Source organism: Roseovarius litorisediminis (assembly GCF_900172295.1).
Lineage (GTDB): Bacteria > Pseudomonadota > Alphaproteobacteria > Rhodobacterales > Rhodobacteraceae > Roseovarius > Roseovarius litorisediminis.
The window spans coordinates 422,456-447,830 of sequence record NZ_FWFL01000002.1 but is presented as its reverse complement, the minus strand read 5'-3'; the positions used below and the strand labels follow the sequence as shown (position 1 = coordinate 447,830).

Here is a 25,375-nt window from a genome sequence, read left to right as displayed (position 1 = left end):
TTTGAACAAAGGGGGACCTTTTGGCAAAGGACCGAGCACAAGACGAAGACTATACCGGCCCGCTCAAGCGCCTGCTGATCGGGGTTTTGTTATTGTGCCTTATCAGTATTTTCCTGCTCTGGCGGATCGATAGCCCACGGGTCGAACGGTTCCGCGCTCAGATCATAGACCGCGTCGTTCCTAGCTTTGATTGGGCCATGGCACCTGTGACCGGAGCTATAAATATCGTGCGTGATTTTCAAAGCTACCAAAGGATATATCAGCAAAATCAGGAACTTCGACGCGAACTTCAGCGCATGAAAGCCTGGAAAGAAGCGGCGTTGCAACTGGGTCAGGAAAACGCCCGTCTGTTGGATCTGAACAATGTGCAGCTTGACCCGCGCCTGACCTATATCACCGGCGTTGTCATGGCCGATAGCGGCTCGCCTTTTCGCCAATCGGTTCTTATCAACGTCGGCGCCCGCGATGGCATTGTCGATGGCTGGGCCTCCATGGACGGGCTGGGACTAGTCGGGCGCATCTCGGGCGTAGGGCACAAAACGGCCCGGGTTATCCTGCTGACAGACACTTCGAGTCGTATACCCGTGCTTGTCCAGCCCTCTGGTCAGCGCGCACTTTTGATCGGCGACAACACCACGTCACCGCATGTCGATTTCGTTGAAAATCCCGATCAGGTCCGTCCGGGCGACCGCGTCATGACCTCGGGCGATGGCGAGGTCTTTCCCGCCGGTCTGTTGGTCGGGCAGATTGCCGAAGATCCGGGCGGACGTATGCGCGTCCGTCTGGCCGCCGACTATGAGCGGCTGGAATTTCTACGCGTCCTGCGCAACTACGGCCATGAATCCATTTCCGATCCCGGTAATCTGATTGCCCCGGCCGCTCTCCCTGATCAGGAACAGGAAACCGCCACCGACCCTGTCGAGGCTGGCGATGGCTGAACGTAGCGGACAACATTTCTGGATCATGCGCAGCTTTTATTTGCTGCTGTGCCTGATCGTCGTGTTCATGCACCTTTTGCCAGTCAACACCGTGCCAAGAGGGTGGGCCGGGCCGGATCTTGTGCTGGCGCTCACCTTTGCCTGGGTAGTGCGGCGGCCGGAATTTGTACCGCCTTTGCTTGTTGCGCTGGTTTTTGTCCTGACTGATCTTTTGTTCCAGCGTCCACCCGGTCTGTGGGCGGCATTGGTCCTGCTGGGCAGTGAAACCCTGCGCGCACGCGCGCCGGGCCTGCGCGAACTGGCATTTCCCGTCGAATGGCTGACAGTTACAACTACGCTGATTGCGATGACGCTGGCTTTTCGCCTTATTCTGGCAATTCTTCTGGTTGATCAGGCCCCTCTCTGGCTAAGCGCGATGCAGCTTGTCATGACCCTGTTGGCCTACCCGCTTGTGGTCTGGCTGTCACATGCCATCTTGGGGGTACGCAAACTTGCCCCTGGTGACCTTGATGCCCATGGAAGACGCTTATGAGACGCGCACCCAAAGATAGCGCCGAAAGCCATCGCCTGATCACCCGGCGCGGGTTGATCCTGGGTGGGGCGCAAGTCGGCTTTATGGGCCTTCTGGCCCTGCGTATGCGGTACTTGCAGGTGGATCAGGCGGATCAGTTTCGCCTGCTGGCGGATGAAAACAGGATCAACATCCGTCTCATTCCGCCCACCCGCGGCCGAATCTTTGACCGCAATGGCGCCGTTATCGCCGAAAACGTCCCAAGCTATCGTATCACCATGGTGCGCGAAGAGGCCGGTGACGTTGACGAGGTTATTGCCCGCCTCTCCCGGTTGGTCGAACTGGATCCTGATGAGCTGAGACGCGCCATGCGCGACCTGCGTGAATTGCGCGGCGACACCCCCGTAACCATCGCCGAACGCGTTAGCTGGGACGAAATCAGCCGTATAGCGGTCAACACCCCCGCCCTGCCCGGTGTAACACCCGAAGTGGGTCTTTCCCGCCGCTATCCAAACGGCAAGGATTATGCCCATCTGGTTGGATACGTTGGCCCGGTCAGCGACCGTGACCTTGAAAAGATCGACGCCCCTGACCAGCTTTTGCTGATTCCGCGGTTCCAGATCGGCAAAATCGGACTTGAAGCCAAACGCGAGGATTTGCTGCGTGGCAAAGCCGGATCAAAGCGCGTCGAGGTGAATGCCACCGGTCAGGTCATGCGGGAACTGGACCGCAAAGAGGGGCAAGCCGGCGCTGACCTGCAGGTCAGCATCGACAATAACCTGCAATCCTATGTCAGCGCACGGCTTGAGGGCGAAAGTGCCGCCGCCGTGGTCATCGACTGCGAAACCGGCGATTTGCTGGCCTGTGCCTCATCGCCCAGCTATGATCCCAATCTTTTTGTGCGCGGCATTTCCGTAGCCAACTACAAAGCTCTGCTGGACAACAAATACCGCCCGCTGCCGAACAAGGCCGTACAGGGCATTTATCCCCCGGGGTCGACTTTCAAGATGGTAACGGCCCTTGCCGCACTCGAGAACGGGCACGCAAGTCTGAACGATACGGTGTACTGCCCCGGCCACCTAAAGGTCAGCGGCCGCCGATTTCACTGCTGGAAGCGCGCAGGGCACGGAAATGTCGACCTGCACCGCTCATTGCGCGAAAGCTGCGATGTTTATTATTACGAAATGGCTCTGCGCACCGGTATTGAAAACATCAGTAATATGGCGATGCGGCTCGGGCTTGGGGTTGCCTATGACCTTCCGCTGACCAGCGTCGCCAAAGGATTGGCGCCCACCAAAGAGTGGAAACTTGCAAACAAGGGTACCGACTGGGTGATCGGCGACAGCGTGAACGCAGCGATCGGCCAGGGGTTTGTTCTGACCTCGCCGCTACAACTGGCCGTCATGGCGTCACGCCTTGCGACCGGCCGCTCGGTCACCCCTCGTCTGATCAAATCGGTCAACGGCGTTGAACAACCCACCGGCCATGGCGAAGATCTGGGTCTCAATGAAAACCTGCTGCGCGAGGTACGCAAGGCGATGTATGCGGTCTCGAACAACCGCCGTGGAACGGCCTATGGCAGCCGCATCATCGAAGACGCGTTCCGCATGGCGGGCAAGACCGGCACCAGCCAGGTGCGTAACATCTCAAGCGGTGAACGCGCCACTGGCGTGCGCAAAAACAGCGCCTTGCCTTGGGAACAGCGCGATCATGCCCTGTTCGTCAGCTTTGCCCCGTTTGACAACCCAAAGGTCGCCGTGGCCGTTGTTGTCGAACATGGCGGGGGTGGCTCGACAGCCGCCGCCCCTGTTGCCCGCGATATTGTTCTGCAGGCTCTTTATGGGGATGACCCGCCGCTTGATGTCTACCCCGAAAAAGATCGCGGCATTGTAAAGAAACGGCAAGAAGAGCTACGCCGCGCCCGCCCACACACCGCCGGTGACGAAAGCGACCGCGCATGAGCTATCTTGAATACTCTGTCAAAACCACACCAACAGGTCTGCGCAAGGTGCTTCACCTCAACTGGCCACTGGCGATCCTGTTGGTCTCGGTGGCCTCGGTCGGTTTCCTGATGCTTTATTCGGTGGCTGGCGGGTCGTTTAAACCCTGGGCCGAGCCGCAGATGAAACGGTTTATATTGGGCTTTACCGTAATGATGTTCGTGGCCATGGTCCCGATCTGGTTCTGGCGCAACATGTCGGTCCTGGCCTATCTGATCTCGGTCCTTCTTCTTGTCGCCGTCGAACTGGTCGGCTCCGAAGGTAAGGGGGCCCAGCGCTGGATCGACCTTGGGTTCATGCGCCTTCAGCCCTCGGAACTGATGAAAATCACCCTCGTCATGCTGCTGGCCGCCTATTACGACTGGCTGCCGACAAAACGAACTTCAAGGCCCCTATGGGTGTTTCTACCCGTTTTATTCATTCTTATTCCGGTTGCCCTTGTTCTGCGGCAACCGGATCTTGGAACATCTATTTTGCTGATCATAGCCGGCGGTCTGATCATGTTTCTGGCAGGCGTCCACTGGGCCTATTTTGCCGCCGTTGTAGCTGCAGGGGTCGGGCTGATCACCACCGTTTTTCAAAGTCGCGGCACCCCGTGGCAGATGCTGAAGGACTATCAGTTCAAACGCATTGACACCTTCCTTGATCCATCCAGCGATCCGCTGAACCATGGGTACCATATCACCCAGTCCAAAATCGCCCTCGGCTCGGGTGGCTGGACGGGTAAGGGATTCATGCAGGGCACCCAATCGAGGTTGAATTTCCTGCCCGAAAAACACACCGATTTCATCTTTGTGACCCTGGCCGAGGAATTCGGTTTTATCGGCGCTTTTTCTTTGTTGTGCCTCTATGCGCTGATCATCGTGTTCTGTATTTCGGCTGCAATCTCGAACCGCGACCGGTTTTCATCGCTGCTGATCCTTGGTGTCGCCGCCACGTTTTTTCTGTTCTTTGCGGTCAATATGTCAATGGTCATGGGGATGGCCCCGGTGGTGGGTGTGCCGCTGCCGCTGGTCAGCTATGGTGGCTCGGCCATGCTGGTGCTGATGCTTGGCTTTGGCCTGGTTCAAAGCGCCCATATCCATAAACCGAGGTAGAATAATGTCCGTCAATGTCCTGTTTGCCGCCCTTCCTGAGCGGTGGGAAACCTACAAAATCCCCCTGAAAACAGCCTTTTCCGAGCAGGGTGTTGATGCCAATCTGTCCATGGACCTGCCCGCTGATCAGGTTGACTATATCATCTACGCCCCCAACAGCGAGCTGCAGGATTTTACCCCCTTCAGCCGTGCCAGGGCGGTGTTAAACCTTTGGGCCGGGGTCGAGGATGTGGTGGGCAACGATACCTTGCGCATCCCGCTGGCGCGGATGGTGGACGACGGTCTTACGCAGGGCATGGTGGAATGGGTCACCGGACACGCGCTGCGCCATCACCTGGGTATGGACCGGCACATTCTTGGGCAAGATGGTGTATGGCGCAAGGTTATACCGCCGCTCGCCTCAGACCGACCTGTGACACTGCTGGGGCTGGGGGAACTTGGACAGGCCTGTGCACTGGCGCTGGCAGGTCTGGATTTCCCGGTCACAGGATGGAGCCGCACAACCAAATCAGTTGAAGGGATTACCTGCCTGTCTGGAGATGAAGGGCTGCGCAAAGCGCTCAGCAGTGCCGAGATTCTTATTCTTCTGCTACCGCTTACCGGTGAAACCGAAAACATCATCAACGCCGAAACGCTGGCGCTGATGCCACCGGGAGCAATGATCATTAACCCTGGCCGCGGACCGCTGATTGACGATCACGCGCTGCTGGCAGCTTTGGAAACGGGCCAGATCGGCCACGCAACGCTGGATGTTTTCCGGCAGGAACCTCTGCCGCCGGAACATCCGTTCTGGGCACATGAAAAGGTGACGGTCACCCCGCACATCGCCTCGGAAACCCGGCCCATCACTTCGGCCCGCGTGATCGCTGAAAACGTCCGGCGCGGTGAAGCAGGCGAACCATTTCTGTATCTGGTTGACCGCAATCTGGGCTACTGAAAACCCAAAAAAAGCGCGTCCGCACATTCGAACCAGCCCATATTGGCTAAGATGTAGCAGCTGTGCCTATCTGAGAATAGGGGGTTTATCCGGGTTCGAGCCTGGCGCAGACCGCACCGGCTGCGCAAGCGGCTGTGGCAGATCAAACCGCAGGCCACAAGCTGCCAGACGCGGCGCCGCGGAATCACTGGCTGCAAAAAAACCAACGTCCAGCGTTGCTGCTTCAAGCCCCGCGAAAATTAACGCCTCTGACACTGCCTGCGCCAGCGCCGGTTCCGCTCCAGGCTGTGCATCGACAAACCCCAAAAGATGCCCCTGCGCCCCGTTTTCATAAGTCACGCCCACCAGATAGGCCAAAGGCGCCAACCCTTCCGATCCGGCTAACTTTGCATCCAGAGACAGCAGGAATTCATCAGGTAAGCCTTTAGGGGCGTGGAATTTTTCCACCCGAGCTTCAACCGCTGCCGGGATCGACTCCAGGGTTTGTGCCAGCCATTTCACCGCCTCGGGCGGGATCAGAATTGATGATGGCGCGACTTCAAGGTTTAGCCCCAGACCAAGCCCATTCGGTGCCAACATCCTGGCGATCGTTCGCCCCGTCAGCGCGGCATAGGGGGATGCACAGCCGGTAAATTGCGCCAATCGCGCCTCGCGATCAAAAACCAGAACAAAGGAATTATCCGACAAATCAAAAATTTCCGGCGTTATCTGATCACCTTTCGCCTCAGCACTCAGAAGCAAAAAAAGCTCGGCCTCGGCCAGCTTGTCGTAAAACCGCATCCGCACCGAGGCATCATCAGGTGTGGCCTCCATCGCTGCATGGGCAGCGTCCAGTCTTGTCAGTTCAGGCATATGAAACCTTTAGCATCTGCTTATGTAATTCTGACAGCAAAGTGGCCTCGAACTGCGGGGCTTTCCTTGACCAATCGGTATTGCGCTGCGACGGATGCGGCAAGGTGATAATCCGCGGTGCATGGTCGCGGCAAGCCTGTTCCCCAGGTATCATAAGCAGGGAAATAAGGATTGCGTGGCGTCTGATGCTTTCACACGGGGATACGCCCCTTATTTTATGATCGTATAAATTTTAATCCCACGACAAAACTGTCTATAGGCTGCCTTTCTGATTGATAGGACAGCAAGATGGAAAACCTAACGGATCCGCAAATTTATCCTCACCCCAAAAGTCGAGCTACGCGGTCTTGAATTCGGGGGATAACCCGTTGTTCAAACCAGTCGTTCTGCAGCAGCCACCGATTGTTTCGAGGGCTTGGATGCGGCAGTACAAATATCCCATTCTTACCTTCCGCACAGTGCTTTACCGCTTCTGTCACAGGCGTGTTCTTCAATTGCGGCAGATGCCATGCGATTGCGTAGCGGCCAAGCACAAGTGTCAGCTCCACGTTTTTGAGTGCGGCCATGACGCGTGACCGCCAGGTGTCCGCGCATTCAGATCTCGGCGGGTTGTCTCCACTACGACCTTTTCCAGGAAAACAAAGACCCATCGGGAAAATTCCAATACGATCGTCTTCATAGAAAGCTGCTTTGTCTACCGCAAGCCACGAACGCAGTCGCTCTCCTGAAGGGTCATCGAATGGCCGTCCTTTTTCGTGCGCTATTCGACCCGGGGCTTGGCCCACAACAAGAATTTTTGCATTCTGACTTAGCTTGAAAATCGGTTTCGCCCCCAGTTCCAAACCGTCGCATAGCGAACAACTTCGCATTCCAGCCAACAGAGTTTTCAGGTCTTCCGACATTCCACCTCCCGATCTGACTACTATTCCTCGATACCCGATCTGCCCTGCGCCAGGCAAAACGCCTTTTGCCTGTCAGCCCTACATTCAGAGGGTAGAACAAAATATTTCAGTGCGTTTTTCTTGGATAGCAGTTTTGAATACACTGCCGCAAATGAGCACACGCTGAAAGGCTCTTACAAGGGCATTTCGTTCCCAGTCACGAGATCTTGCCATGATCCGCGACGGCACCTTGCCGGTTGATAAACGGCTCTCGCGCATCATAGCTTTTGATGATCTAAACGATGCCATGGACCGGCTTGACGCTGCGGCTACCGTCCGCAAAGTTCTGGTTCCCCAACAGATCACACAAGGGCCGGCCGCAGTGACCAGTTTCAAATTTTCTGCCAACACGGGCTTTCTCTGGAAGGAACGGCCTTTCCTTGACCGCATCCGCCAGGCTGCCATCTATGGCTTTGAAGGCGTAGAGTTTCATGACGAGGCGCAAATAACCGATCGCGCGGCGCTTAAGGATGTTCTGGCAGAGACCAGCCTTCCGGTATTCAGCCTCAATGTTCACATGGGTGAAACTTTCGGTTGTGCCGCACTACCTGAAGCGGGCAATCAGGCAAAACGCGATGTCGATCATGCCGTTGAGGTCGCTCAGGATATCGGTGCAGGGGCAATACACATTCTGGCTGGTCTTGTCTCCGGCCCGGACGCGCATCAGGCCTATCTTCAAACCCTGCGCCACGCACTTGCCAATTCTGAGAAAACTATCCTGATTGAGCCAGTATCGTCCGAGCAGGTTCCGGGCTATTTCCTGCGCACCATAGAACAGGCTGCCGATATTCTGTCCGAAGTTGACAGCCCACGGCTGAAGATCCTCTTTGATTGCTACCATATCCACCGCGAAAGCGGCGATGTATCAGGCCGCTTCACATCCCACGCAGACAAGATTGGCCATGTTCAAATCGCAGCCGCCGAGAAGCGGGCCGAACCATTTCCCGGAGCGCTGGACTATTGCGCGCTTCTACCGGAATTTCAGACCCGGGGGTATTCAGGCCCGTTCGGATGCGAATACAGACCCACCGGAAAGACAGAAACAGGCCTGGCTTGGCGAAAACTCATCTGACGACCGTTTGAACACATGGATGAAACGCTCAATTTGCTTCGCGGTCTGCGCACACTCCAGCATAGTCAGATTGCGTAAAAGAGGGTTTCAGGCTTGTTGTTGTTTCAGTTTTTGCCGCGTTTTGCCGGTGCAGAAAGCGGCATTTCTGTATCGTCAGTTTTGTGATCCATTTCACCATCCGCTTTGCAGACCTGTCCTGGCAGACCAATGAAACCTCGACCTTGGCCAATGGGCTTCCGGTACGCTGGCTTGTCAAACTCTGCCTGCTGTTTAGTTGTTGTGCTGGTAATACTGGTTGATATGGCGCACCTGATCCGGTTTTCGACATGCTCATGTATGGGCCGGCGCAAACCACCGGAAAGGTTTGAGCCGATCAGCGACCTCAGATGTCAGATCAGGTGAGGTTCGTAAGAGGGTTTTACGAAATTCGCCAACCCACTTATGCCAGCCCTACACCGGCTGCTTTCATACCCGCCTGAGCGGCGGCCAGTGAGCCGTCAAGATCAATTGCCCGGCACAGATTGGTGGATACCGATACCGAATATCCCAGCCTGGCCGCATCCACCGCCGAAAAGTTGACACAGAAATCAGTGGCCAGCCCGACCATAGTCAGGGTGTCGATTCCCCGGGTCTGAAGATAACCATGCAACCCAGTGGGCGTTTCATGGTCATTCTCGAAAAACGCCGAATAGCTGTCGATCGCCGGGTTGTATCCCTTGCGCACGATCATATCGGCGTGGTCGGTATTAAGGTCTGGATGAAACGCCGCCCCGGTGCTGCCCTGAATGCAGTGATCGGGCCACAGCACCTGCGCGCCATAGGGCATGTCGATCACGCCAAAGGGGGCCTGCCCCTTGTGCGAGGACGCAAACGACGAATGTCCCGCTGGGTGCCAGTCCTGCGTCAGGATAACCGCCGGGAATTCCGCCATCAGGGCGTTGATTCCCGGCACGATTTCATCTCCGCCAGCCACAGCCAAAGCGCCGCCGGGGCAGAAATCATTTTGCACGTCGATGACGATCAGCGCGGATGTCATGGGCAGGTCTCCTTTCCTGAAGGGTTAGGCAGCCATACGTTTCTCGTCAATGGCGGCAAGGGTTCTAAAAGCCTGCCAAAAGTATTGCCCGACGCGGGCCAAAGTGGCAATCTGGTGTCCCGGCTTTTCAAACCCGTATTGCACAGGAGAGAAGGTATGATGAGAATCATGGCGGCGTATTTAGGCGCCCTCCTGCTGGCGACGCCAGCAACCGCTCAGGAGTTAATGGGCGAATATTTCACATCCCTGCGCACCGAGGACATGCGCAATTCAAGTGGGCAACCGCTGAATGATTTCTGTGCCATCGTGCAGCAGGACAGAGCGAATTATCATAAATTCGGCCTGCGCCACGATACCGACCAGGGGGATCCGTTTTTTACCACACCCGAGATGCGTGCGCGCATCACCGGTTCGTGTCGGATCATGCCCGGATCAGAATATGTGGTCGAACGGGTACTGTCGGGCAAACCGAATTACATCTGGGTTCGGGTGTTCGGAATCAACGGCCTGCCGACGGAACTGCTGATTTCAGAAGGAGCAGGATAGATTATGGACCCGTCAGAAACGGATAGCTTACACTGCGCTCTTGCGAGAGCGGGCGATCAGGCGTAAATCGCCGCGCATGTATACCGTCGTCGCACTCTATCACTTTACCCGTTTTGACGACCCTGCGCGCTTGCAGGGGCCGCTCCAGCAGATGTGCATGGATGAAAAGATTTCAGGCACCCTGCTGCTGGCCCGCGAAGGTATCAACGGCACCATCGCAGGGCCGCGCCGAGGCATCGACAAGGTACTGTCTCACATCCGCACCCTGCCCGGCTGTGCCGATCTGGAGCACAAGGAAAGCACCAGCACCGAACAGCCCTTTGCCCGAATGAAAGTGCGCCTGAAAAAAGAGATCGTCACAATGGGCCAGCCCGACGTCGATCCACTGGCCAAGGTAGGCCACTATGTGGATCCGTCAGACTGGAACGCGCTGATACAAAGCCCCGATGTGGCTGTGATTGACACCCGCAATGATTACGAAGTGGCGATTGGCACGTTTGAAGGCGCGATCGACCCCGAAACCGCCAGCTTTCGCGATTTTCCCAAGTGGTGGGAAGAAAACAAGCACCGCTTTCACAACAAGAAGATCGCTATGTTCTGCACCGGTGGTATTCGTTGTGAAAAATCCACCAACTACCTGTTGGGGCAGGGGGTGGACGATGTCTATCACCTGAAAGGCGGCATTCTGAAATACCTTGAGGAAGTGCCTGAAGCGCAAAGCACCTGGAATGGCGAATGTTTTGTGTTCGATGCACGGGTGTCGGTCGGGCATGGGCTGAAGGAAGGTCCGCATCACCTGTGTTATGCCTGCCGCCGCCCGATCCTGCCCGAAGACAGGCAGCGCCCCGAGTATGAGCACGGCGTGTCGTGTCACCACTGCGCGCATGAAACCGGCGCGGCGGACAAAGAGCGGTTCCGCGAACGCCAGAAACAGATCGCCCTGGCCGAAGCACGCGGCGAAAGACATATCAAGGTGGTGCATCAGGACTAAGCCCTGTTCACGAAAATTCTGCGAATTTTCTTACGCCGCCGCGACCTTGGGCTGACGTGGCCTGGTCCGCGTCAGGATCAACAACATGATGCCTATGTTCAGAAAATTCCATGCAATTCCGTTCAGAAACGCCATCTGGTAGCTGCCGGTCACATCATAAATCCAACCCGACATCCAACCGCCAATGGCCATGCCTGAAATCGTCGCCATCAGCACAAACCCCACCCGGCGCCCGGCCTCGGCGCTTGGCATGTATTCCCGCACAATCAGGGTGTAACTGGGCACGATTCCGCCCTGCGACAGGCCAAAGACCAGACTGACCACATAAAGCGACACCATCCCGCCTGCTGGCAGATATAAAAACAGCGCAAGGCACTGAAGACCAGAACCAATCAACAATGTCCGCACACCGCCCAATTTATCGGCGATCACCCCTGAAACCAGCCTTGAAACCACGCCAGCGGCCAACATCAGCGACAGCATTTTTGACCCCACTGCCGGGCCATAGCCCAGGTCGACACAATAAGCGACGATATGCACCTGTGGCATCGACATGGCCACACAACAGCCCACCCCGGCCAACGCCAGCATCAACATCATAACCCGCGGCGGAATGCCCGTAGCACTGGCCCTTTCGCCCGAAATCCGGTCGGAATGGGCACTCGCCGCCAGTGGCACTCGGCGCTTCAGGCCAAGCGCCAACGGGACCATCAGCGCAAGTGTTGCGATGACCAGCACCAGATAGACCGCCCGCCAGCCATAACCGGTCATGACCCCGGTCAGCACCAGCGGCCAAAGCGCACCTGCCAGATAGTTGCCACTGGCCGTGATGCCCACCGCAATCCCGCGGCGTTTCAGGAACCATTGCGAGACATCCGCCATCAACGGTCCGAAGGTGGCCGCCGAGCCAAAGCCGATGACAAACTGCAGCCCCGCCAGCACCTCGACGGTGGGGCTGAATACCGACAGGCCCATGCCCGCCCCGATGATCAGCGCCGACAGGATCAGCGCAAAAGCGATACCGAACCGGTCCACCACGCGCCCGATCACCAGATTGCCAAAGGCAAATCCGATCATGGTCAACGTATAGGGTAATGACGCATCCGCACGATCCACTGCAAACTCGGCCTGAATGGCTGGCATCACCAGAATATTCGCCCACATGCCCGCACTGCCGATCATCGCCACAAAAAGCGATAGGGCAAGACGCGACCAGGCATAACGGCTGTCAAGGATCAGATGATCGTTCATGTCCGCGACGTTACGGTGGTGTCGCGAATTCCACCAGTGACGAAATGCTCCGGGGGCTTGGCCTTGATCGCGCCGCAGGGTATCACACTCTCAATCCAAGCCGGAGCCTGATCCATGACCTCTGTCCCCTCCCCCACCGACATCGCCCGCGACGTGCTTGGTATCGAAGGCGAGGCGCTACTGAAGATGCGCGACGGGCTCCCCCCCGCGTTCGATGAGGTCGTCGAACTGCTGCTCAAGGTCCCCGGTCGGGTCATCGTGTCGGGCATGGGCAAATCGGGCCATATCGCGGCCAAGATTGCGGCCACCATGGCCAGCACCGGCACGCCCGCGCAAACCGTACACCCCGGCGAGGCCAGCCATGGTGATCTGGGCATGATCACCAGTCAGGATGCGGTGATCCTGATCTCAAACTCGGGCGAGACGCGCGAACTGGCCGATATCATCGCCCATACACGCCGCTTTGCCATCCCGCTGATCGCCATTACCAAAAAATCCGAAAGCACCCTTGGCCAACAGGCCGATCACCTGCTGCAACTGCCCGACGCGCCCGAGGCCTGTGCGATTGGCATGGCGCCCACCACTTCGACCACCTGCACTCTGGCCCTTGGAGATGCGTTGGCGGTGGCAATGATGCGCCTGCGCGGGTTTGAGCGCGACAATTTTCTGGCCTTTCACCCCGGCGGCAACTTGGGCGCGCAACTGATCAAGGTGCGGGCAGTCATGCACAAGGGCGACGCGCTACCTATCGTGCATGAGACAACCAATATGGGCGACGCGCTGCTGGAAATGACCGCCAAGGGTTTTGGCGTGGCTGCTGTGATCGAAAACGGCATCCTGACCGGCGTCATCACCGACGGCGATCTGCGTCGCAACCTGGAAAACCTTATGGGCCGCACAGCGGGCGAGGTGGCCACCCGCGGCCCCCGCACCATTTCGCCCGACGCACTATTATCCGAGGCCCTGGGCATCATGAACACCAACAAGATCAGCGCGCTTTTTGCCGTGGACACGGCGGGCCGCCTACAGGGTCTTGTCCACATCCACGACGCTCTGCGCGCCGGTGTCGCCTAGTCAGTAAAAAGAGGGCCCGCCCCCCAAAAGTCCCAGCCGGAGGCATACTTCGGCCTACCAAGGACGAGATTTCCTGCGCGCAGAACAGCGCGCTCCTTTTAACGGCGGGTCGGTTCAGCGTGAGGTCTCGAATTCACGGATAGTTCGCGCCAGCCCCTCTTCCAGCGAAATCTGCGGCCGCCAGCCCATCGACAAAAGCCGCTCACTGTCCATCAGCTTGCGAGGCGTGCCATCGGGTTTGGTAGTGTCATGCACGATCCGGCCTTTATACCCGGCGGCGGCCACGATCATTTCCGCCAGCGCTCTGATCGTCACTTCCTGCCCACTGCCCACATTCACATGCTCTGCATCGGAATAGGTTTTCATCAGGAAAATCAGCGCATCTGCCAGATCATCGGCATGCATGAACTCGCGTAGCGGGCTGCCGGTGCCCCAAATCTCGATCTCGTCCGCACCCGCCTCGCGCGCTTCAACAACCTTGCGCACCAGCGCGGGCAGCACATGGCTGGTTTTCAGATCGTAGTTGTCTCCGGTACCATAAAGATTAGTCGGCATGGCCGAGATGAAATCAGCCCCATGCTGACGTCGATAAGCCTGACACAGCTTGATGCCTGCAATCTTGGCAATGGCGTACCATTCGTTGGTAGGCTCCAGCGGTCCGGTCAGAAGCGCGTCTTCCGAAATCGGCTGCGGCGCCATCTTGGGGTAGATACAGGATGACCCTAGAAACATCAGCTTTTCAACACCAGTGCGATATGCTGCATGAATGACATTGGCCTCGATCATCAGGTTTTCATACAGAAAATCCGCCGGATAGCTGTCATTGGCCAGAATGCCGCCCACCTTGGCCGCCGCCACAAAAACCGCATCCGGCTTGTGGGTCTCAAACCACGCCTCGACTTCGGCCTGTCGTGTCAGATCAGCTTCTGCACGTGACGCGGTCAGTACCTCGCAACCCTCCTGCGCCAACCGCCGCATGATGGCCGAACCGACCATGCCACGGTGGCCTGCCACATAAACGCGCTTGCCGTTCAGCGAATAGGCCTCAGCCATAGCGGCGGGCCTCTTCCAGATCAGATTTCACCATCTCATCGACCAGTTGGTCAAAACTTGTTTCCGGCTCCCAACCCAGCTGTTCACGTGCCTTGCTCGCATCCCCCAGCAGGGTTTCCACCTCTGCGGGACGGAAATATTGCGGATCAACGCGCACCACGACACGACCGGTTTCATCGCGGGCCACCTCATCCGCGCCCGTCCCCTCGAAGGTCAACTTCATCTCCAGTGCCTCGGCGGCGCGAGCAACGAAGTCGCGCACCGAGTATTGCTGCCCGGTGGCAATGACATAATCCTCGGGCTTGTCCTGTTGTAGCATCAGCCACATCATCTGCACATAGTCGCGCGCGTGGCCCCAGTCGCGCTTGGCGTCCATGTTGCCAAGGGCCAGCTCGCTTTGCGTACCCAGCTTGATGCGGGCCAGCGCGCGGGTGATTTTACGGGTCACGAAAGTTTCGCCGCGAATTGGGCTTTCGTGGTTAAAAAGGATGCCGTTGCAGGCATACATGTCATAGGCTTCTCGGTAATTCACCGTGATCCAGTAGGCATAAAGCTTGGCCACGGCATAAGGCGAACGCGGGTAAAACGGCGTGGTTTCGCGCTGCGGTGTTTCCTGAACCAGACCGTAAAGCTCCGAGGTCGAGGCCTGATAAAACCGCGTCTTTTCGCCCATCCCCAAAAACCGAATTGCCTCCAGCAGGCGCAACGCACCCATCGCATCCGAGTTGGCCGTATACTCCGGCTCCTCAAACGAAACTGCGACATGGCTTTGCGCCGCCAGATTGTACACCTCATCGGGCCGGGTTTTCTGCAGGATATGGGTTAGTGACGAACTGTCGGTCATATCGCCGTGATGCAGTTGAAACTGACCCGATTTGCCGGGCTCTCCTTCGAACAGATGGTCGATCCGTGCAGTGTTAAACAGCGACGTGCGCCGCTTTATCCCGTGAACCTGATAGCCCTTGTTCAGCAGAAATTCCGCCAGATACGCCCCGTCCTGCCCGGTCACACCGGTGATAAGTGCCTTTTTCAAGATACGCGCCCCTTGTTTGGTCTGTCTCACAATGCCCCGGATACTGCCTTGGGCGCGCAAAGAACAGGTGTTTTGGCCCGATTAACCGGCCCGATGGGCAAAAACCTGCACCGTCCAGACCTCAGATACAACGTCCGCCGTCGACCTCCATGCAGACGCCCGTGATCATGCTGGCCTCGTCGCTGCACAGGAAACAGGCCGCATTGCCCATATCCTGTGGTGTCGAAAAACGTCCCAGCGGGATAGTCGACAGGAATTTGGCCCGCATTTCCGGCGTATCTTCGCCCATGAAACTGGCCAGAAGCGGGGTTTCCCCCGCCACCGGGTTCAGCGCATTGACACGGATGCCGTCAGGCGCCAGTTCCACCGCCATCGTTTTGGTGGCCGTAATCATCCAGCCTTTGCTGGCATTGTACCAGTTCAGTTTCGGCCGGGGACTGACACCGGCGGTCGAGGCTACATTCAGGATCGTGCCGCTGCCGCGCGCCTTCATGCCGGGCACCAGCGCGCGGGCCGTCAGGTAGACCGATTTGCAATTGACGGCAAATACCCGGTCAAAGTCATCTTCAGTGACATGGTCCAGCGCCTGCGGCAGGTGGGTGATGCCGGCGTTGTTGACGATGATATCGGGAAAGCCCAACAGCTCTTGCGCGGTCTGGGCCATCGCCTGTACGCTTGCGCCGTCCGCGACGTCAACCCGACAGGCCAGCGCCCCCAATTCTTGGGCCAGGGCCGCCGCCCCGTCCCCGTTGATATCTGCAATCATCACCTGCGCGCCTTCGGCGATGAATTTACGCACAATCCCTTCGCCAAAGCCGCTAGCACCGCCGGTCACTATGGCTGTCTTACCTTTCAAGCGCATGGATGAAGGCCCCGTTTCGAATTTCGTCCGCTCATTGCTACGATGTTTTTGTGACGCTGACCAGTTTGCAGCGGCCGGAAGGCTGGCCCGATTATTCGCAGAATAATTGTTTTGCCCCTCAGGCCGGTCGCGCCACACTCCAGTTGACCTCGGTGATCCCCGCCAGCCTGGCAAAGCGTTTCAGTTCGGCCTCCAGCTTCTCCAGCCGTATCGTACCCCAGGTCACACCCGGTTCCGGCCAGAATCCGGTAACCCGCAGCCAGCCTTCACTGCGGTCGGCCTTCAGCTCGATCCGACCAACAAAACGATCTCCCTCCAGCAGAGGATACACATAATACCCCCAGCGGCGTTTGACGGCGGGCACGAACATCTCGTTTCGATATTCAAAACCGAACAGGCGCTCGGTGCGCATACGGTCGCGTATGGCGGGATCGAATGGATTAAGTATACGTAGGCGTACGGTTGGCGCAGGTGCCGCTTTTAACCGGGTTTCAATGTCCGCTACAGCCCAGGCTTCACGCCAGCTCCGGTCGGCATTCTGTATGCGTACAGGTATTAGCTGACAGCTAGCCAGCCAGGTTTGCACCTCTTTTGCGCTCATTGCCTCCCAGAACCGCTGCACCTCCCCACATGTACCCATGCTGAGCCTGTCAATTGCCTGATCGCAAAGCCAATTTATCTGATCCGGGTCGCACGGGCCCTCGCGCAGATGGGGCGGAAACACCCGTTCACCCAGATCATAGAACTTGACGAAATTCTCACGGTGGCAGGTGGCCAGATCTCCCGCATACCACATCTGATCCAGGGCCTTTTTATGCGGCGGCCGCGCCCACATTTCGCGACTGCTGGCCTTGGTGTCAAAGGCATGGGTCGAAAGCGCCCCTTCCCTTTCTATACGCTGACGTATGTTTTTGATTTCCACCTTGCCCAAACCTGACTGATACCAGTCATTTTGCGCTACCTTCGCGCCCAACCGCCGAAACTGCCGCTGCCACATTGGCAGGGTTTCCATCGGGATAAGCGAAGCATCATGGGTGAAATGCTCGAACAGGTGGCGCTGTCGCAAAAGCGGCCACAGCATTTTCTCTCGGTAATTCTGATTGCGGCTCCACAGAATATGGTGGTGCGCACGGGTGACGTTGCGGATCGTGTCGATCTGCACAAAGCCCAGCGCCCGGATCATGCCCATCACATCGGGCTTGCCCACCGGGGATACCGCCAGACCGTTGGCCCAAAGCCACAGGCGCCGGGCGTCCCGATTGGAAATCTCAAGCGGTTTCATGCGTTCTCCGGCAACCGGGGAATTGTGGCAAGCAATTGCTTTGTATAAATATTTTTCGGGTTTTCAAACACTTCCCCGGTCTTTCCCTCTTCTACAATCCGGCCTGCCCGCATCACAACAACCCGGTCGGTTACATTCCGCACAACGCTCAGGTCATGACTGATGAACAGATAGGTCAGTCCAAAACGATCGCCCAGATCGGCCAGAAGGTCCAGCATCTGTGCACGCACCTGAACATCCAGCGCGCTGACCGCCTCGTCCAGCACAATCAGATCGGGCCGGATGATCAATGCCCGTGCCAACGCGATACGCTGCCGTTGCCCGCCACTGAATTCATGGATAAATTTATGTCGATCCGCCGCCTGCAGACCAACGCTTTCCAGCGCCTCGGCAATGACCCTCTCTTTCTCGACCCCTTGCGGAGCCGTCTCAAGCAGATGAAACGGTTCACTGACCAGCCGCCCCACCCTGTGACGCGGATTGAAACTGCTGTAAGGATCCTGAAAAACCATTTGCATACGCCTGCGTATGCTTCGATTGGCCCGCTGCCCGTCGTAAACCGGCTGCCCCCCTAGCAGGATTGTTCCCTCCTGCACGGCCTCCAGCCCCAGGATCGCCCGCGTCAGCGTAGACTTTCCGCAGCCGGATTCACCTACCAACCCCAGGTTTTCGCCGCGTCGGATCTCGAAACTTACCCTGTCCACCGCGCGGAACCTGCCCGGTTTTCCCAGCCAGCCTTTGCGCGGCGTGGGATAGTCGCGCACCACATCGCGCAACTGCAACAACGGCGCCTCACTGCCTGCGCCTGTACGATCCGGCACATGGTCTGATGCTGCAAGCAATGCTTTTGAATAGGAATGGCGCAAGTCACAGAACCGGCCGGTTTCAACCACCTGACCCCGCTGCATGATCACGATTTGATCGGCCATATCCGCCACCACACCCAGATCATGACTGATCAGCAAAAGGCCCATGCCATCTTCTGCGACCAGCTGTTTCAGCAGGTCCAGTACCCCCTTCTGTGTGGTCACATCCAGCGCCGTTGTCGGCTCATCCGCGATCAGCAGTTCAGGCCGCAGTGCAATCGCCATCGCTATGCAGACCCGCTGCCGTTGCCCCCCGCTCAATTCATGCGGGTAGCGCGTTGGCGGCACCTGCAATTCCACCCGTTCCAGCGTCCGCGCGGCACGGGCCATCGCTTCTGCCCGGCTGACAATCTCGTGGATCAGGATGGTTTCGGCCACCTGCTGGCCAATTGTCTGCAGCGGATTGAGTGCGGTCATCGGTTCCTGAAACACAATTCCCACATCGCGCCCGCGCATCCGGCACAACTGCCTTTCAGTGAGCGCCAGCATGTCCTGTCCCTTCAGCGCCACCTGCCCGGTGCAGCGTGCACCCGGCGGCAGCAACTGCATCACCGCCAGCGCTGTCATCGACTTGCCCGAGCCGCTTTCGCCGATCACGCCAACAATCTGGCCTGACGCAACCCGTAGCGAAACGTCCTGCAACACGGGTGCCCCGCCAAGCTCAACGCGCAGATTTTCAACCTGCAAAAGGCTCATCTCTGCCCCCTCTGCAGGCGTGGGTCCAGCAAATCACGCAGCCCGTCGCCCATCAGGTTCAGCCCCAGAACCGTCAGCAAAATCGCCAGCCCAGGAGACAGCGCCATATGGGGCGCAAATGAAATCATCGTTTGGCTGTCGGCCAGCATCCGTCCCCAACTGGGCACCGGAGGCTGCGCGCCAAGGCCCACGTAACTCAGCCCCGCTTCAGCCAGAATGCCAAGGCTGAACTGGATTGTCCCCTGCACAATCAACAGGTTAACAAGATTAGGAAGGATATGTTCGCAGCTGATCCGCACCGCCCCCTTGCCCGCAACCCGTGCCGCCAGCACAAAATCTCTGGTCCAAAGGCCCAGGGCCGCGCCCCGCGTCAGACGTGCAAAAACAGGGATATTGAAAATACCAATCGCAATGATAGCATTCACCGCGCTGGCACCGAAAACGGCGGTGATCATGATGGCGATCAGCAGGCTGGGAAAGGCAAAGATCAGATCATTGGCGCGCATGATACCTTCGTCCAGCCACCCGCCGCGCTGCACGGCAGCGGCCAGCCCCAAAGGCACACCCAGCCCCATGCCAATCCCCACCGCGACCAGGGCCACCGCAATAGAGGTGCGCCCCCCAACCATGATCATGCTCAGGATATCACGACCAAAATGATCAGTGCCCAGCCAATGTGCGCCCGACGGCGGTTTTATTTTGTTCGCGATATCAAGGGCACCGATATCAAAGGGCACCCAGAAAAACGACAAGAGCGCCGCGCCCGCGAACATCGCGCTCAGGCCAGTGCCAAGGATCAGGTTGCGCCTCATCTGCGCCCCCTCAGACGCGGATCAACCCAGGCATAAGCCAGATCGACGGTGAAATTCACCAGAATGACCGCAAAGACCAGCAACATGACCACCGATTCCACCACGATCAGATCACGCGCTGATATCGCCTGAAACACCAGCCGCCCCAGACCCGGCAGGAAAAACACATTCTCAATGATGATGGCACCTGCCAGCAGAAACGAAAACTGCAGGCCAATGATCGTCAGCACCGGAATCATCGCATTGCGCAGGGCATGACGGCGCAGTGCCTGCCCGCGCGTCAGCCCCTTGGCGCGTGCTGTGCGGATAAAATCCTCGCCCAGTGTGTCCAGCAGCGCCGAGCGCATGACCCGCGTCAGAATGCTGGCCTGAGGCAGGGCCAGCGCCACCGCGGGAAGGGTCAGCGATTTCAACCCGGCAAAAAGGCCCTCTTCCCATCCGGCAAAGCCACCCGCCGGAAACCAGCGCAGGTTCACAGCAAAGATCAGAACCATCAGCATGGCAAACCAGAAATTCGGGATTGCAATGCCCAGCTGCGTCATTCCCATAACACCCAGTTCACCCAGCGTGCCACGCCGGGACGCGGCCCAAAGCGCCGCCGGAAAGGCGATCAGACAACTCAGGCCCAAAGCAAATAGCGCCAGCGGCAACGATACCCACAACCGATCGCCAATCATCTCGGCCACCGGTGTGCGATAGGTATAGGATATGCCGAAATCCCCGTGCAGCATCCCGCTCAGCCAACTGCCATAGCGTTGCAGGGCTGTGCCGTTCAGCCCCAGTTCGTCACGCAGCGCGGCCAGCGTATCCTCCTGCGCGTTCAGCCCCAGCATATAGGCCGCCGGATCACCCGGCACGATCTCAAGCGCCAGAAAGATTACCGCGCTTGCCACCAGCAGTGACAGGCAAAGCGAAACCAACCGCTGCAGCACATAGCGCAGCATCAAGTCGCCTCCGTTTTCTTCTTGCCGAAAACATCCCTGCCAGCGGCTCCAGGCCGTACCCTCGGCGAAACCTCTCGGTAAAAGGGCGCGGACGCGGTCACTTGTCCCAATAGACCGCCGTCAGGTCGGTGGCCTGTGTCGGTGCATCGCGCCACAAACCGCGCAATCTGGCATTGGCTACTGTGGGTATGGCCAGTTGAAAAAGATAGGCGTTCACATAATCGTCCGCGATCATCTTTTGTGCCTGAACCAGCAGATCCGAGCGTTTTTCCGGATCGGCCTCTGCCTTCAGCGCTGCCATCAGCGCTTGGAACGCGGCACTGTCATATTGAAAATAATACTCGGGCCGGGCGTAAATATCGATATCGAACGGTTCGGTATGGCTGATGATGGTCAGGCCAAAATCATGGCCCCGAAACACCTGTTCCAGCCACTGCGCCCATTCCAGATTGGTGACCTCGGTCTCGATCCCGACACTGCGCAGTTGCGCGGCAATTATTTCGCCCCCACGCCGCGCATAAGACGGCGGCGGCAGCTTCAGCGTGATTGTGAAACCGTCAGCATACCCGGCCTCGGTCAGCAATTGCCGGGCCAGCTCGGGGGCATAGGCGGATTGGCTGGTCAGATCGACATAGTCGGGATGATGAGGCGCAAAATGCGTACCGATCGGTGTGCCAAGGCCAAACATCGCCCCGTCAATTACCGACTTTCGGTCAATCGCATGGGTGATTGCACGGCGTACCCTCACATCATCCAGTGGCGCCAATTTGTTGTTTATACTCAGGATGGTTTCGCCTTCGGTACTGCCCACCAGCACCTGAAACCTTGGATCCGCCTCGAATTGGGGCAGGTTTTCCGGCGCGGGAAAGCCTGGAAAGGCATCCACATCTTCGGCCATGACCGCGGCAAACGCCGCCGTCGGATCACTGATGAATTTGAAGGTAACATGATCCAGCCTTGCCGGCTCACCCCAGTAACCGGCATATTTCACCAGCTCAATCCGGTCGCCCTGCACCCAGTCGTCAAACATGAACGCGCCGGTGCCGACGGGCTTGTGTTTGATCTCACCGATGCTTTCGGGCGCCACAATCACCGCGTCGCCCCAAGCCATGTTGAACAGAAAACTGCCATCGGGCGCCTTCAGCGTCACCTGTACAGTCAGCGGGTCAATCACCTTAACTGTTTCAATCCCTGCAAACAGCGCTTTCTGCGCATTCTGACTGGTATCATCACGGGCACGATCAAGGGTAAACCTGACATCCTTGGCGTCCAGTTCAGTGCCATCATGAAATCGCACACCGCTGCGCAGATGGAACGAGTAGACCAACCCATCTTCCGAAATATCCCAGCTTTCCGCCAGCCCCGGCCCTACAGATCCGTCGGGGTCAAACCGTGTCAGCCCTTCGAAAACATTTGCGTAAACCACCTGGTCAATGGCACCTGCAGCGGCACTTGTCGGGTCAAGATGCGGCGGCTCCAACTGAAGGCCCACCACGATATCGCCCTGCGCTTGCGCGCTTATTCCGGCCAACGCCAAAACGCCTGCCAATCCCCAGTTTCGCACGCATGTCATCGCATGCCTCCTGTCTTTATACCGTGTCCGTCCCCCAGACAGTTTGAAGTGTCCCCGCAAAACACCGGGTAATCAAGCAAATGAAGACAAATTGAACAGTGGATTTATTTGCGCGCAGTTGCTAGTTTGCGCTGCAATGCAGCATAAACCGGACCAGAAAATGAGCGCCACTGCCCGAAAAACAGCCCCGATGCCCGACGATATCCGGGCAATGAAAGGCGGCACGCCCATTGTCAGCCTGACCGCCTACACCACGCCAATGGCGCAAATGATGGACGATCATTGCGATTTTGTGCTGGTCGGCGACAGTGTCGGTATGGTGCTGCACGGGCTACCATCAACACTTGGCGTGACCATGGAGATGATGGTGATGCACGGCCGCGCGGTGGCCCGTGGTCTGAGCAAGGCCATGATGGTGGTGGACATGCCATTTGGCAGCTACGAGGAAACCCCCGCACAGGCGTTTCGCAATGCCGCCATCCTGATGGCCGAAACCGGGGCGGGCGCCGTCAAACTGGAAGGCGGGCAGCACATGGCAGACACCATCGCCTTTCTGGTGGCACGCGGCATACCAGTCATGGCGCACATTGGCCTGACACCCCAGTCGATCAACACGCTGGGCGGCTACAAGGTGCAGGGCCGCGACGATCAGGCTGACATGCTTATGGCCGATGCACAGGCGGTCACCGATGCAGGCGCCTTTTCAGTCGTACTTGAAAAAGTACCCGCCAGGCTGGCCGACCGCATCACCGCCGAGATTGCAATACCGACGATCGGCATTGGCGCTTCGGCAGGGTGCGACGGGCAAATTCTGGTGGTGGATGACATGCTGGGTCTATTCACGACCTTCAAGCCGAAATTCGTCAAACGCTTTGGTAATCTGGGTCGGGATGGCGAGGCCGCAATCAAGGCCTATGCCGACGAGGTGCGCGCGCGCCACTTTCCCGCGCCCGAACATACTTTCGCCGAAAAGGCCCCCGGTAAATGACGCCGCCCATTCTGCGCAAGCTGGCAGATCTGCGCGCCGCCACCGCCGAATGGCAGGCGGCCGGCGAAACTATTGGCGTAGTGCCCACCATGGGCGCGCTGCATGACGGCCATCTGTCGCTGGTTGCGGCGGCGAAAAAGGTCTGCGACCGGGTGATCGTCACGATCTTTGTGAACCCCAAGCAGTTCAACAATCCCAAGGATCTGGAAAACTATCCGCGCACCGAATCCGAGGATGCCCGCAAACTGGCCCGGTTCGAGGTAGATGTGGTATACGTGCCCGATCCCGAACAGATCTATCCCGAACGTTTTGCCACCACGGTGTCGGTTTCCGGGCTGACCGATGTGATGGACGGTGTCTATCGTCCTGGCCATTTCGATGGCGTGGCAACGGTTGTCGCCAAGCTTTTCCTGCAAAGCTCGGCCTCAGACGCGTTTTTCGGCGAAAAGGATTTTCAGCAGTTGCAGGTCGTGCGTCGCATGGCCCGTGATCTTGATATCCCGATCACGGTTCACGGTTGCCCGACAATCCGCGAGATTGACGGGCTGGCGATGTCATCGCGGAATCTGCTGCTGTCGGACCGCGCCCGCGTTGCCGCCCCAATCCTGTACGAGGAAATGGAGGCCATCGCCGAAGGTGTCGCCGAAGGTCAGCCCTTTCATCAGCTACAGGCTGCCGCGCTCAAAAGACTAGAGAATGCGGGCTTCACCAAGGTGGAATATCTGGAAATGCGTGCCAATGACGACCTGTCCTTGCTGGAAACCCCAAATCGGCCCGCCCGCCTGTTCGCAGCAGCCTGGCTGGCGGGGGTCCGCCTGATCGACAACATCGCCATTGGGGGATAAGGCCCGGCGCTTTTATACCTGCTGTAAAAGCAGCAGGCTGCGTTAAAATTGCCTTCCGTCCCCTTTTCCCCGACACCAAAACCTAGTCAGATGGGCGAATGTGTTTGGGGCAAGGCGATGTCAGAGCGGTTCGTTATCATCACGACAATGAAAAACGAAGGCCCCTTCGTGCTGGAATGGGTCGCCTATAATCTGTCGATCGGTTTTACCGATTTTTTGATCTTTACCAACGATTGCGCCGACGGCACCGATATGCTGGCCCAGCGTCTGCAACGATTGGGCTACGTTACCCATATCCCCAACCCCGTTGGTCCCGGCGAAAGCCCGCAACGCAAGGCCCTGCGCAAGGCCCGCAAACATACGCTGGTGCGGCAGGCCAACTGGCTGTTCTGCGCCGATGTTGATGAATTTCTGAACATCCGCACCGGTCAGGGCCGCCTGCCCGATCTGCTGCAGGCAACCGGTGATGCCGCCGCCATTTCCATCTGCTGGAAACTGTTCGGCAATGGCGGCATTACCGGTTTCGACGATAGTTTTGTCACCCGGCAGTTCCAGTGGGCCTGCCCTGAACATAGCTATCCCTCGCTTCAGTCCCGTGGCTTAAAAACCCTGTTTCGCAACGACGGCACCTTTTCACGCATCGCCATCCATCGCCCCCGTCTGGACAAATCCGTGCCGATGCCGCGATGGGTTGACGCCGGGGGGCAGCCCATGCCCGAGGCCTATCATCAACGCGGTTGGGCCGCCCATGCCAACTTTGATCACAGCTTTGCTCGCCTGCACCATTATGCGCTGCGGTCCGCCGACAGCTTTCTGGTCAAACGCGACCGCGGACGCACCAACCATATCAAGCATGATCAGGGCCCCGAATACTGGGCCCGGCTGAATTTCAATATCGAACATGATGAAAGCATCCTGGCCCACCTGCCCGCCGCCCGTGCAATCTATGACGACCTGCTGACAGATCCCAGACTGGCCCGCTGGCACACCCGTGCCTGCCGCTGGCATCGCCACCGCATTGCAAAGCTCAGGGAAATCCCCGAATGGGACAGATTTCACCGGGTGATTTCCACTCAGGGGGAACTCAGCCTGGCCCAGGGCGCCTGCCTGTCCGGCTTTCTGCCCAAATCGCCGCCCGAACGCGTCAGGGAGGGTGGGCGGGACGCGTGAGGGCG

24 protein-coding genes are annotated in these 25,375 nt (G+C 58.0%); 12 read left to right on the top strand and 12 right to left on the bottom strand.

Annotation, left to right across the window (positions count from 1 at the left end; translation table 11 throughout):
* Positions 1 to 20 precede the first annotated feature (20 nt).
* Genes mreC through PEL8287_RS05485 form a run of 5 tightly spaced genes read left to right on the top strand, consistent with a single transcriptional unit; the run spans position 21 to position 5,483 of the window.
* On the top strand, positions 21 to 938 hold the full coding sequence (gene mreC, locus PEL8287_RS05505; protein ID WP_085891340.1) for a rod shape-determining protein MreC: 918 nt from the start codon (positions 21 to 23) through the stop codon (positions 936 to 938).
* Positions 931 to 1,470 (top strand): rod shape-determining protein MreD, encoded by a 540-nt coding sequence (locus PEL8287_RS05500; protein ID WP_085891339.1) that lies wholly within the window; start codon positions 931 to 933, stop codon positions 1,468 to 1,470. The genes mreC and PEL8287_RS05500 overlap by 8 nt, the downstream gene beginning before the upstream one ends.
* A complete protein-coding gene (mrdA, locus tag PEL8287_RS05495; protein ID WP_085891338.1) occupies positions 1,467 to 3,410 on the top strand; it encodes a penicillin-binding protein 2 in 1,944 nt (647 codons plus the stop codon). Before PEL8287_RS05500 ends, mrdA begins: the two co-directional genes overlap by 4 nt.
* Positions 3,407 to 4,546 (top strand): rod shape-determining protein RodA, encoded by a 1,140-nt coding sequence (gene rodA / locus PEL8287_RS05490; RefSeq protein WP_085891337.1) that lies wholly within the window; start codon positions 3,407 to 3,409, stop codon positions 4,544 to 4,546. Before mrdA ends, rodA begins: the two co-directional genes overlap by 4 nt.
* Positions 4,547 to 4,550: 4 nt before the next feature.
* Positions 4,551 to 5,483 carry a 2-hydroxyacid dehydrogenase gene (locus tag PEL8287_RS05485; protein WP_085891336.1) on the top strand — a complete coding sequence of 311 codons (933 nt, stop codon included), beginning with the start codon at positions 4,551 to 4,553 and terminating at the stop codon, positions 5,481 to 5,483.
* Positions 5,484 to 5,549: 66 nt separating this feature from the next.
* Here PEL8287_RS05485 and PEL8287_RS05480 read toward each other — a convergent pair whose 3' ends face one another.
* Together PEL8287_RS05480 and PEL8287_RS05475 are read right to left on the bottom strand one after the other, a co-directional pair.
* A complete protein-coding gene (locus PEL8287_RS05480; protein ID WP_085891335.1) occupies positions 5,550 to 6,335 on the bottom strand; it encodes an SseB family protein in 786 nt (261 codons plus the stop codon).
* 320 nt (positions 6,336 to 6,655) lie between these two features.
* Entirely contained in the window at positions 6,656 to 7,237 is a 582-nt protein-coding gene (locus tag PEL8287_RS05475) for a uracil-DNA glycosylase family protein (protein ID WP_085891334.1), read from the bottom strand.
* 211 nt (positions 7,238 to 7,448) lie between these two features.
* Between PEL8287_RS05475 and PEL8287_RS05470 the strand changes: the two genes are divergently transcribed.
* Positions 7,449 to 8,348 (top strand): hydroxypyruvate isomerase family protein, encoded by a 900-nt coding sequence (locus PEL8287_RS05470; RefSeq protein WP_085891333.1) that lies wholly within the window; start codon positions 7,449 to 7,451, stop codon positions 8,346 to 8,348.
* Between the two features lie 439 nt (positions 8,349 to 8,787).
* Here PEL8287_RS05470 and pncA read toward each other — a convergent pair whose 3' ends face one another.
* Positions 8,788 to 9,384 (bottom strand): bifunctional nicotinamidase/pyrazinamidase, encoded by a 597-nt coding sequence (gene pncA / locus PEL8287_RS05465; RefSeq protein WP_085891332.1) that lies wholly within the window; start codon positions 9,382 to 9,384, stop codon positions 8,788 to 8,790.
* A 156-nt stretch (positions 9,385 to 9,540) separates the two neighbouring features.
* Here pncA and PEL8287_RS05460 point away from each other — a divergent pair, with 156 nt between their 5' ends.
* Together PEL8287_RS05460 and trhO are read left to right on the top strand one after the other, a co-directional pair.
* Positions 9,541 to 9,930, top strand: a complete 390-nt coding sequence (locus PEL8287_RS05460; RefSeq protein WP_235862203.1) for a hypothetical protein — start codon at positions 9,541 to 9,543, stop codon at positions 9,928 to 9,930.
* 76 nt (positions 9,931 to 10,006) lie between these two features.
* A complete protein-coding gene (gene trhO / locus PEL8287_RS05455; protein ID WP_085891331.1) occupies positions 10,007 to 10,921 on the top strand; it encodes an oxygen-dependent tRNA uridine(34) hydroxylase TrhO in 915 nt (304 codons plus the stop codon).
* 30 nt (positions 10,922 to 10,951) lie between these two features.
* Here trhO and PEL8287_RS05450 read toward each other — a convergent pair whose 3' ends face one another.
* A complete protein-coding gene (locus PEL8287_RS05450; protein WP_085891330.1) occupies positions 10,952 to 12,172 on the bottom strand; it encodes an MFS transporter in 1,221 nt (406 codons plus the stop codon).
* Between the two features lie 114 nt (positions 12,173 to 12,286).
* On the opposite strand from PEL8287_RS05450, the gene PEL8287_RS05445 reads away from it, so the two are divergent.
* Entirely contained in the window at positions 12,287 to 13,246 is a 960-nt protein-coding gene (locus tag PEL8287_RS05445; RefSeq protein WP_085891329.1) for a KpsF/GutQ family sugar-phosphate isomerase, read from the top strand.
* A gap of 114 nt (positions 13,247 to 13,360) precedes the next feature.
* On the opposite strand, the gene fcl is transcribed toward PEL8287_RS05445, so the two are convergent.
* The 8 genes from fcl to PEL8287_RS05405 all read right to left on the bottom strand — a co-directional run bounded on the left by fcl (position 13,361) and on the right by PEL8287_RS05405 (position 22,367).
* Entirely contained in the window at positions 13,361 to 14,299 is a 939-nt protein-coding gene (fcl, locus tag PEL8287_RS05440) for a GDP-L-fucose synthase (protein ID WP_085891328.1), read from the bottom strand.
* Positions 14,292 to 15,332, bottom strand: a complete 1,041-nt coding sequence (gene gmd / locus PEL8287_RS05435) for a GDP-mannose 4,6-dehydratase (RefSeq protein ID WP_217807666.1) — start codon at positions 15,330 to 15,332, stop codon at positions 14,292 to 14,294. The genes fcl and gmd overlap by 8 nt, the downstream gene beginning before the upstream one ends.
* A 121-nt stretch (positions 15,333 to 15,453) precedes the next feature.
* Positions 15,454 to 16,194, bottom strand: coding sequence for an SDR family oxidoreductase (locus PEL8287_RS05430; RefSeq protein ID WP_085891327.1), 741 nt, complete (start codon positions 16,192 to 16,194; stop codon positions 15,454 to 15,456).
* 118 nt (positions 16,195 to 16,312) lie between these two features.
* Positions 16,313 to 17,476: a winged helix-turn-helix domain-containing protein gene (locus PEL8287_RS05425; RefSeq protein WP_085891326.1), complete on the bottom strand. Its 1,164-nt coding sequence runs from the start codon at positions 17,474 to 17,476 to the stop codon at positions 16,313 to 16,315.
* Positions 17,473 to 19,038: an ABC transporter ATP-binding protein gene (locus tag PEL8287_RS05420; protein WP_085891325.1), complete on the bottom strand. Its 1,566-nt coding sequence runs from the start codon at positions 19,036 to 19,038 to the stop codon at positions 17,473 to 17,475. Before PEL8287_RS05420 ends, PEL8287_RS05425 begins: the two co-directional genes overlap by 4 nt.
* Complete coding sequence (locus tag PEL8287_RS05415; RefSeq protein ID WP_085891324.1) at positions 19,035 to 19,850, bottom strand: ABC transporter permease; 816 nt, start codon at positions 19,848 to 19,850, stop codon at positions 19,035 to 19,037. Before PEL8287_RS05415 ends, PEL8287_RS05420 begins: the two co-directional genes overlap by 4 nt.
* The gene (locus PEL8287_RS05410) at positions 19,847 to 20,794 is read right to left on the bottom strand and encodes an ABC transporter permease (RefSeq protein ID WP_085891323.1); all 948 of its coding nucleotides are present in this window, start codon (positions 20,792 to 20,794) and stop codon (positions 19,847 to 19,849) included. Before PEL8287_RS05410 ends, PEL8287_RS05415 begins: the two co-directional genes overlap by 4 nt.
* Positions 20,795 to 20,891: 97 nt before the next feature.
* Positions 20,892 to 22,367 carry an ABC transporter substrate-binding protein gene (locus PEL8287_RS05405; protein WP_085891322.1) on the bottom strand — a complete coding sequence of 492 codons (1,476 nt, stop codon included), beginning with the start codon at positions 22,365 to 22,367 and terminating at the stop codon, positions 20,892 to 20,894.
* A gap of 160 nt (positions 22,368 to 22,527) precedes the next feature.
* Here PEL8287_RS05405 and panB point away from each other — a divergent pair, with 160 nt between their 5' ends.
* From panB to PEL8287_RS05390, 3 genes are all read left to right on the top strand, one after another.
* Positions 22,528 to 23,355, top strand: coding sequence for a 3-methyl-2-oxobutanoate hydroxymethyltransferase (gene panB, locus PEL8287_RS05400; RefSeq protein ID WP_085891321.1), 828 nt, complete (start codon positions 22,528 to 22,530; stop codon positions 23,353 to 23,355).
* On the top strand, positions 23,352 to 24,200 hold the full coding sequence (gene panC, locus PEL8287_RS05395) for a pantoate--beta-alanine ligase (RefSeq protein ID WP_085891320.1): 849 nt from the start codon (positions 23,352 to 23,354) through the stop codon (positions 24,198 to 24,200). The genes panB and panC overlap by 4 nt, the downstream gene beginning before the upstream one ends.
* Positions 24,201 to 24,317: 117 nt before the next feature.
* Positions 24,318 to 25,370 (top strand): glycosyltransferase family 2 protein, encoded by a 1,053-nt coding sequence (locus PEL8287_RS05390; protein WP_085891503.1) that lies wholly within the window; start codon positions 24,318 to 24,320, stop codon positions 25,368 to 25,370.
* Positions 25,371 to 25,375 lie beyond the last annotated feature (5 nt).